This is a genomic window from Streptomyces sp. UH6 (assembly GCF_013421635.1).
Lineage (GTDB): Bacteria > Actinomycetota > Actinomycetes > Streptomycetales > Streptomycetaceae > Streptomyces > Streptomyces abyssomicinicus.
On record NZ_JACADT010000275.1, the window covers coordinates 1 to 6,361 of the forward strand.

At 67.9% G+C, this 6,361-nt stretch carries 5 protein-coding genes; 4 read left to right on the top strand and 1 reads right to left on the bottom strand.

Translation table 11 applies throughout. The annotated features are described in order from the left end of the window. On the bottom strand, window positions 1-600 hold a 600-nt coding region (locus HW445_RS15215), incomplete at its 3' end, for an RICIN domain-containing protein (RefSeq protein WP_180221554.1). An 871-nt stretch (window positions 601-1,471) separates the two neighbouring features. Between HW445_RS15215 and HW445_RS15220 the strand changes: the two genes are divergently transcribed. The 4 genes from HW445_RS15220 (at window position 1,472) to HW445_RS15235 (ending at window position 6,331) form a co-directional block, all read left to right on the top strand. Further along, the gene (locus HW445_RS15220) at window positions 1,472-2,764 is read left to right on the top strand and encodes an ABC transporter substrate-binding protein (protein WP_180221555.1); all 1,293 of its coding nucleotides are present in this window, start codon (window positions 1,472-1,474) and stop codon (window positions 2,762-2,764) included. Window positions 2,765-2,909: 145 nt separating this feature from the next. Then, a complete protein-coding gene (locus HW445_RS15225; RefSeq protein ID WP_257231082.1) occupies window positions 2,910-3,803 on the top strand; it encodes a carbohydrate ABC transporter permease in 894 nt (297 codons plus the stop codon). Next, on the top strand, window positions 3,800-4,702 hold the full coding sequence (locus HW445_RS15230; RefSeq protein WP_180221557.1) for a carbohydrate ABC transporter permease: 903 nt from the start codon (window positions 3,800-3,802) through the stop codon (window positions 4,700-4,702). The genes HW445_RS15225 and HW445_RS15230 overlap by 4 nt, the downstream gene beginning before the upstream one ends. A gap of 129 nt (window positions 4,703-4,831) precedes the next feature. Beyond that, window positions 4,832-6,331 carry an alpha-N-arabinofuranosidase gene (locus tag HW445_RS15235; protein WP_180221558.1) on the top strand — a complete coding sequence of 500 codons (1,500 nt, stop codon included), beginning with the start codon at window positions 4,832-4,834 and terminating at the stop codon, window positions 6,329-6,331. The last annotated feature ends 30 nt before the right edge of the window (window positions 6,332-6,361 follow it).

The window sequence follows — 6,361 nt, forward strand, 5'->3', positions numbered from 1 at the left end:
GAGCGAACACGTGCCACCGGGCGGCGTGGTGCTGCCGCCCACCTTGACCAGCTGCCACTGCTGGTGGCCGGCGCCGGTGTCGGTGGACTGCACGATGGTGGCGCCGTCCCCGGTGGAGGCGTTCTCCGGCCCGATCGCCTTGCCGCTGTTGCGGTTGATCAGACGCACGTACCCGTCGGAGGAGTCGGCGAGACGGAACTGCTGGTTGGCACCGTTGAGATCGGGCCACTGCACGATCTGCCCGCCGTCGGAGGTCGACCAGTTGTAGACGTCCAGGACCTTGCCGGAGTGCTTCGACCTGAGCCGATAGTAACCGCCCCCCGAGTCCACGAACTGCCACTGCTGCTGCGCCTGGTCGTTCCGCGCCCATTGGACGATGCGGGCGCCGTCGCCGGTGGCCAGATTGTACACATCCATCGCCTTGCCGCTGCTGCGGTTGACGAGGACGTACGTGGCGCCGGTGTCGACCGTGGCGGCCGACGCCGGGGTGCTGCCGAGAGTCAGGCACAGCCCGGCGAGCAGGGCGGTGACGGCGATCGCGACCGTCCCTCGCCGCCATCGCCACAACAGGCGCGTGGGTAAGACCTTTGCTGGTGCCATCTCTGCCTCCTGAAGGTTTCGACTCCCGCCCGGAGCGGGCGCCGGAGGGGAAGCCGGTTCGGTGGGGGGAACGCCGGGCCCTGCGCCGTGGCGCCCCACGGCGGGGACCGGGGTGCGGTGGGCGTGGATCCCTGCGTAGGCCCGGCGTGGGCCCCGCGCGGCCCAGCGTGGCCCCTGTACGGCCCCTGCGTCGGTCCGGCGTCCAGCAGCCAGTGTGAGCGCTAACAGTTCGCGGAGCAAGAGACGTGCGTCGACTGCACCGGAAGCGGCTTCGGCGGCGCGGGAGCCAGCAATCGCAAGGGTGGGAAGCTCTTCGCACACGAGGGCCGGCCGGTGTTAGCGCTCACATCCGGCCGGAAATGCCCCGGCAACGGTCGATCATTCACCACCGATCTTGCGCAAGCGTGACGACCGCCGGCGCCGACCCCGGCCCCGCCGGCCAGGCCCTCGACGCGGGAAGGCGCAGGCTGCGCCCACCAGCGGGTCTGCACGCCGATCGAGGGAGGGCTTCGAAATGTTTCGGCTACGTACCCGGCAACCGTTCCTAAGTTTCGAGGAATTTTCGGAACATTAGTCATTGACTGCCGCTCCGCGCCGAGCGCATACTCTCGTGCGATCGCAACCCTCCGTAACGAAAATCACCCCTCACGGTCACCCCCCGTCTGCCTGGCACGTGCACACCCGCATGCCTGGAGCGGGAAGCACGGAAATTGCGCGCCGCGATCAGGTCTCAAGCCGTCACGACCAGCCTGTCGCTTGATCACCCGGATCGACGCGCACGCAGTTCCTGGCACCACCCAGCAGGCCCATGACCTATCGCACGCCCTTGACGCTCCTTGCGTTGATTACGACTGATCAGGAAGTTGCCATGATGACGAGGAAGACACGCACCACGACGGCCCTCGCGGTCGGCCTGGGTATCGCTCTCGCTGCCACCGGCTGCGCCGGCAACGGCGAGGCCGACGACAACGCGGCGGAGGGTGGCAAGGTCACGCTGACCGTGTGGGAGAACGCCTCCCCCGGTCCGGGCGAGGAGTTCTGGAAGACCGCCGTCAAGGAGTACATGGCGGCGAACCCGAAGGTCACCATCAAGCTGCAGACGGTCCAGAACGAGGACTTCGACGGCAAGCTGCAGACCGCCCTCAACTCCAACTCCGCGCCGGACATCTTCCTCCAGCGTGGTGGCGGCAAGATGCGCGCCATGGTCGAGGCCGGCCAGCTCCAGGAGCTGCCCTTCACCGACCAGGACAAGACGAACGCGGGCGCGCAGGTCGCCGGCGCGACGATCGACGGCAAGGTCTACGCCGTCCCGCTGTCCACGCAGCCCGAGGGCATCTACTACAGCAAGGACCTCTTCGAGAAGGCCGGCATCGAGTCGACGCCGACCACGATGGCCGAGCTCGAGGACGCCGTCGCCAAGCTGAAGAAGATCGACGTCGCCCCGATCGCCGTCGGCGCCAAGGACGCGTGGCCGGCCGCACACTGGTACTACAACTTCGCCCTGCGTCACTGTAGCGAGGACGCGATCAACAAGGCCGGGGCCGAGCTCAAGTTCGACGACCCGTGCTGGACCAAGGCCGGCGAGGCCCTGCAGGACTTCCTCAAGATCGAGCCGTTCCAGAAGGGCTACCTGACGACCCCCGCCCAGCAGGGCGCCGGCTCGTCGGCGGGCATGCTCGCCAACCACAAGGCGGGCATGGAGCTCATGGGCAACTGGAACCCGGGCGTGATCGCGGGCCTCACCCCGGACAAGAAGCCGCTGCCGGACCTCGGCTGGTTCCCCTTCCCCGCCGTGGAGGGCGGTCAGGGTGACCCCAGCGCCATCATGGGCGGCAGCGACGGCTACTCGGTCGCGAAGGCCGCGCCGAAGGAGGCCTTCGAGTTCCTCCGCTGGCTCGCCACGAAGGAGGAGCAGGAGAAGTACGCCAAGGGCTTCAGCACCATCCCGGTGAACAAGGAGGCCCAGGGCGTCGTCACCGACTCCTACAACGTCTCGGCGCTGGAGGCCTTCAACAAGGCCGCCTACTCCGTCATGTTCCTCGACACCCAGTACGGCCAGAACGCCGGCAACGCGATGAACACCGCCGTCGTGAACCTGATGGCCGGCAAGGGCACGCCCGAGGACATCGCCAAGAACACCAACGCGGCCGCCGCGAAGGGCTGAGTAAAGAACCATGAGCGACACCCTGGGTACTGAAACGGCCTCCGGCCGTCAGTCGCAGGGCACGCCTGAAGCCGGGGACGCGGCCAAGTCCGCGTCCCCGGCTTCACCGCGAGCGGCTGGACGCCGCCGCAGTGGCCGTGCCCGGATGCGACTCGAGATCGCGATTCTCTCCGGACCGGCGATCATCGTCTTCCTCGCATTTGTGATCTTCCCCGTGGCACTCGCCGCGTACTACGGCTTCTACCGCTGGAAGGGTTACGGAGACCCGACCGACTGGGTGGGGCTCGACAACTACAAGCTGATCCTCACCGATCCGGCGTTCCACGAGGTGCTGACGCACAACCTGCTGATCGTGGTCCTCTCCCTGGTGATCCAGGGACCGCTGGCGATCGGCCTGGCACTGCTGCTCAACCAGAAGATCCGCGGACGCTCGATCATCCGCATCCTGATCTTCGTGCCCTACGTCATCTCCGAGATCATCGTCGGCACCGGCTGGGGTCTGCTGCTGCAGTCCAACGGCGCGCTCAACGACCTCCTGGGCAAGCTCGGACTGGAGTCCTGGCAGCACGACTGGCTGTCCGACCCGGATCTGGCCCTGTGGACGCTGATGGGCATCATCACCTGGAAGTACATCGGCTTCGCGGTGATCCTGATGCTCGCCGGCCTGCAGTCCATACCCGACGAGCTCTTCGAGGCCGCGGAGATCGACGGCGCCTCCTACTGGCAGATCCAGCGCCGCATCACGCTTCCGCTCCTGGGCCCGACGATCCGCATCTGGGGCTTCCTGTCGATCATCGGATCGCTGCAGCTGTTCGACCTCGTCTTCATCATCTGGGGTCCGTACATCGCGGGAACCGCGGGAACGTCGACGATGGCGATCTACATGGTCGCCGAGGGCCGCAACGCGGCCAACTTCGGCTACGGCAGCGCCATCGCGGTCGTGATGTTCGTGATCTCGATGATCGTCGCGCTGTTCTACCAGCGCTTCGTCCTGCGCCGTGACCTGCAGGGCGCCGTCACCGAAGGAGGCGACCGATGAGCGCGACGACCGCCAAGTCCGCGAACCTCACGGGGATCGCACGGCGCAGGCGCCCCGACCGTGGCGGCGACCCGGTCAAGCAGAAGTGGGGCAACCCCTTCACCTACCTCGTCGCGCTGCTCTTCATCGCGGCCTGCATCGCGCCGGTGCTGTTCATCGTGCTCGGCGGGTTCCGCACCAACTCGCAGTTCACCACGGACCCGTCGGGGCTGCCGAGCCCGTGGTCGGTCGGCAACTACACGGACGTCCTCTCGACGCAGACGTTCTGGGGACAGTTCGCCAACTCGATCGCCGTCGGTCTGGCGAGCACGGCGGGCATCGTGGTGCTCGGCCTGATGGTGAGCTTCGTGATCGCGCGCTACGAGTTCAAGTTCAAGGGCGCGATGTACTCGCTGTTCGCGGCGGGCCTGATGTTCCCCCTGGTCATCGCGATCACGCCGCTGTACATCATGATCAAGAACCTGGGCCTGATCGACAATCTGCTCGGCATCATCATCCCGCAGATCGCGTTCGGCCTGCCGACGACCGTCATCATCCTGGTGCCGTTCCTCAAGGCCATCCCCAAGGAGCTCGAGGAGGCCGCGTCGATCGACGGTACGAGCCGGCTCGGGTTCTTCTTCCGGATGGTGATCCCGCTGTCGACGCCCGGCGTGGTCACGGTCAGCATCCTCGGCTTCCTCGGCAGCTGGAACAACTACCTCCTGCCGCTGTACGTGCTGAACTCGCAGGCCAACTACACCCTGCCGCTCGGCGTGCAGGCGCTGTCCGCCTCGCAGTACTCCCAGGACACCGCGAAGATCCTCGCGTTCACCTCGCTGGCCATGCTGCCCGCCCTGATCTTCTTCTCGATCTTCGAGAAGAAGATCGTCGGCGGCCTGACCGGCGCCGTGAAGGGCTGAGCCCGCAGGGATCCGCACCGGACCGCTCCATGCCTGCCCCTGCCGCGTCCCTCGCGGCAGGGGCAGGCCCCGTTCACCGTGGCGGCGCCCCGCACACGCGGCCGCGCCGCCCCAGGAAGGACCACCGCAATGCCCCGCGCCCACATCGAGCTCGACCGCAAGGCCGTCGTCGCCCCCGTCCGGCGCCGTACCTTCGGCTCGTTCGTCGAGCACCTCGGCCGCTGCGTGTACACCGGGATCTACGAGCCGGAGCACCCGACCGCGAACGAGGACGGGTTCCGCATGGACGTCGTCGAACTCGTCCGGGAGCTCGGCAGTACGACGATCCGCTACCCGGGCGGCAACTTCGTCTCCGGCTTCCGCTGGGAGGACTCGGTCGGCCCGCGCGACAAGCGCCCGGTGCGCCGCGACCTCGCCTGGCACTCGCTCGAGTCGAACCAGGTCGGCCTCGACGAGTTCGCCAGGTGGCTCAAGCTCACCGGCTCCGAGCTGATGCTCGCGGTCAACGTCGCCACCCGGGGCATCCTCCCGGCCCTGGACCTGCTCGAGTACGCCAACCACCCGTCCGGCACGGCCCTCTCGGACCTGCGCATCGTCAACGGCACGCCGGAACCGCACAACGTGCGGATGTGGTGTCTCGGCAACGAGATGGACGGCCCCTGGCAGACCGGCTTCATGGCGGCGGACGACTACGGCAAGATCGCCGCCCGGACCGCCGCCGCGATGAAGACGGCCGACAAGGACCTCGAACTGGTCGTCTGCGGCTCCTCCGGGTCGGGTATGCCGACCTTCGGCGACTGGGAGCGCACGGTCCTGGAGCACACCTACGAGCACGTCGACTACATCTCCTGCCACGCGTACTACCAGGAGCTCGACGGCGACCTCGGCTCCTTCCTCGCCTCCGCGGTCGACATGGACTTCTTCATCGACACCGTCGTCGCGACCGCCGACCACGTGGGCGGCAAGAAGCGCTCGAGGAAGAGGATCGACATCTCCTTCGACGAGTGGAACGTCTGGTACCTCAAGGAGCACCAGGAGTCGCAGAAGGACGAGACCGAGTGGCGCCACGCGCCCCGGCAGCTCGAGGACGTCTACACGGTGGCGGACGCCGTGGTCGTCGGCAACCTGCTGATGACGCTGCTCAAGCGCAGCGACCGCGTCACCTCGGCGTCGCTCGCCCAGCTCGTGAACGTGATCGCGCCGATCATGACGGAGCCCGGCGGCCCGGCCTGGCGGCAGACGACCTTCCACCCGTTCTCGATCACCAGCCGGCTCGCCTCCGGCGAGGTGATCCGGCCCGTGATCGATTCGCCGGTGTACGAGACGGCGCGCCACGGCGAGGCGTCCGTCGTCGACGCCGTCGCGACCGTCGACGGGGACCGGGCGGCGGTGTTCCTGGTCAACCGCGACCAGCGGGAGGCGGCCCAGATCACGATCGACGTACGCGGCCTCGGGTCCACCCGGGTCGCCGAGGCGGTCACGCTCGCCGACGCCGACGTGTACGCGAAGAACACGGCAGCCGAGCAGGACCGGGTGACCCCGTCCGCGAACACCACCGCGGCGCTCGCGGACGGCGTCCTCACGATCGAGCTGCCGCCGGTGTCGTGGACGGCGATCGACCTCCGCTGAGCGCAGCCGACCGCTGCCGACCGCCGCCGG

Coding starts and splice junctions, on each gene's coding strand:
- HW445_RS15220 (WP_180221555.1), top strand. CDS start 1,472: ATGACGAGGAAGACACGCACCACGACGGCCCTCGCGGTCGGCCTGGGT.
- HW445_RS15225 (WP_257231082.1), top strand. CDS start 2,910: ATGCGACTCGAGATCGCGATTCTCTCCGGACCGGCGATCATCGTCTTC.
- HW445_RS15230 (WP_180221557.1), top strand. CDS start 3,800: ATGAGCGCGACGACCGCCAAGTCCGCGAACCTCACGGGGATCGCACGG.
- HW445_RS15235 (WP_180221558.1), top strand. CDS start 4,832: ATGCCCCGCGCCCACATCGAGCTCGACCGCAAGGCCGTCGTCGCCCCC.